The organism is uncultured Campylobacter sp. (assembly GCF_937997405.1).
In the GTDB taxonomy this organism is placed as follows: Bacteria; Campylobacterota; Campylobacteria; order Campylobacterales; family Campylobacteraceae; genus Campylobacter_B.
The window spans coordinates 1-1,563 of record NZ_CALKTL010000025.1 but is presented as its reverse complement, the minus strand read 5'-3'; the positions used below and the strand labels follow the sequence as shown (position 1 = coordinate 1,563).

At 47.2% G+C, this 1,563-nt stretch carries 3 protein-coding genes and 1 pseudogene; all 4 read left to right on the top strand.

Annotation, left to right across the window (positions count from 1 at the left end):
- Positions 1–153 precede the first annotated feature (153 nt).
- A complete protein-coding gene (locus Q0372_RS01135; RefSeq protein WP_298101547.1) occupies positions 154–435 on the top strand; it encodes a hypothetical protein in 282 nt (93 codons plus the stop codon).
- Positions 435–1,049 (top strand): guanylate kinase, encoded by a 615-nt coding sequence (gene gmk, locus Q0372_RS01130; RefSeq protein ID WP_298101545.1) that lies wholly within the window; start codon positions 435–437, stop codon positions 1,047–1,049. Before Q0372_RS01135 ends, gmk begins: the two co-directional genes overlap by 1 nt.
- Before the next feature lie 10 nt (positions 1,050–1,059).
- Positions 1,060–1,269: a twin-arginine translocase TatA/TatE family subunit gene (locus Q0372_RS01125; RefSeq protein WP_297944621.1), complete on the top strand. Its 210-nt coding sequence runs from the start codon at positions 1,060–1,062 to the stop codon at positions 1,267–1,269.
- A 5-nt stretch (positions 1,270–1,274) separates the two neighbouring features.
- Positions 1,275–1,563 (top strand): annotated as a pseudogene (locus Q0372_RS01120) (arginine--tRNA ligase); the annotation flags it as partial.

The following is a 1,563-nucleotide window of genomic DNA, read 5'->3' as shown; positions in this document are numbered from 1 at the left end:
ATCGGGTGATTCACCGGATCACTGTCAAAGTACTTCGCAATCCGGTGCGCCGCGCAGCAGATAAAATTTAATGCTTCAAAGCCTATATCAAAGCCTTCGGAGTGCACCGAATTTAAAGCGCATAAATTCGGCGCGTCCGAGAAGGCAAATGAGATGAAATTTGGCGCACAAGCTATGCCGAATGAGCTTGCTGCTTCGGCTGCGGCGGAGTTTGCCAGCCTTATGGCAAGCGAGTTAGAGCCTAGCTCTAAAAGCGAGCCGCTGCGTAACGAGCACGGTAAAAAACCGAGTGCCGAGGAGCTGAAAACCAAGTTGCGCGATGATCTGGAAGCGGGCATCGCAAACACGATCGAGAGATTTGCGGGTAGCAAGGACGCCAAAGACGCGCTGAAGGACTTCAAGATCAATATTGACATATCGTTTGGAGATAGATAGTGAAAGGCAAAATTTTGCTCGTCTCCGGTCCCAGCGGTAGCGGCAAAAGCACGCTTATAAAGCGTCTTGTTGCAGAATTTGGCGAGCAGATATACTTCTCGATCTCCTCTACGACGCGTGAAATGCGTGCGGGCGAAGCGGATGGTGTGAATTATCATTTCATAAGCGAGAGCGAGTTTCGCGCAGGCATCGAGCGCGGAGAGTTTTTAGAGTGGGCGTTGGTCCACGGCAAATATTACGGTACTTCGCTAAAAGCCGCTACGAGCGAGCTTGAGCGGGGTAAGATCGTGATTTTTGACATCGATGTGCAAGGATATGAGATCGTGCGTAGCAAAGTGCCTAAAAGCGGGCTTACTAGCGTATTTATTACTACGCCGAGCTTGTCGGAGCTTAGAGATAGGTTGCGTGCTCGTGGCGATAATGATCCTGCCGATATTGCTTTGCGCCTACAAAACGCGCAAGAGGAGATGGAGCGCCTAGGCGAATATGATTATTTCATAATAAACGACCGCCTGGAAGCGGCGTATGAAAATTTAAGATCAATCTACAAAACTATCAAACTAGAAACGGCAAGCCGCGACATAGGCAAGCTAATCGAAATTTGGAAAATTTAAAGGAGAAAAAATGGGCGTAAGCGTTCAACAACTGCTAATTATCTTAGCGATTATCGTGTTACTTTTCGGAGCTAAAAAAATCCCCGAGCTCGCAAAGGGCGTAGGTAAGGGCATTAAGACCTTCAAAAAAGAGATGGAGGACGATACGCCTGAGAAGGTCGAGAAAAAGGCAGAGGAAGAGATCAAAGACGCCGAAATCAGCGATACTAAAAAGGCGTAAAGGATTTGAAAAATTTAGTCTTAAATGAAATTTTTAAAATTTTATCTCGCGAAGTCGTTTTAGAAAAACCCAAAGATAAAAGTTTGGCTCATTACGCCTCGCCCGAGGCTTTCGCGCTGGCTAAGGAGATGCGAAAGGCGCCTAGGCTCATCGCTGAGGAACTTGCGGCTAAATTTAAAGATAGCGAAATTCTAAGTGCTACGGCGGTGAACGGCTATCTAAATTTTCATCTAAAGCCCGCTGTGTTGGGTGCGCTTGCTGAAAATGCTCTTAGACTGAGCGGCGATTTTGCGA

What these genes read in the sequence shown, in the direction of transcription:
- Q0372_RS01125 (WP_297944621.1), top strand. Translation starts at nt 1,060, where the DNA reads ATGGGCGTAAGCGTTCAACAACTGCTAATTATCTTAGCGATTATCGTG.
- Q0372_RS01135 (WP_298101547.1), top strand. Translation starts at nt 154, where the DNA reads ATGAAATTTGGCGCACAAGCTATGCCGAATGAGCTTGCTGCTTCGGCT.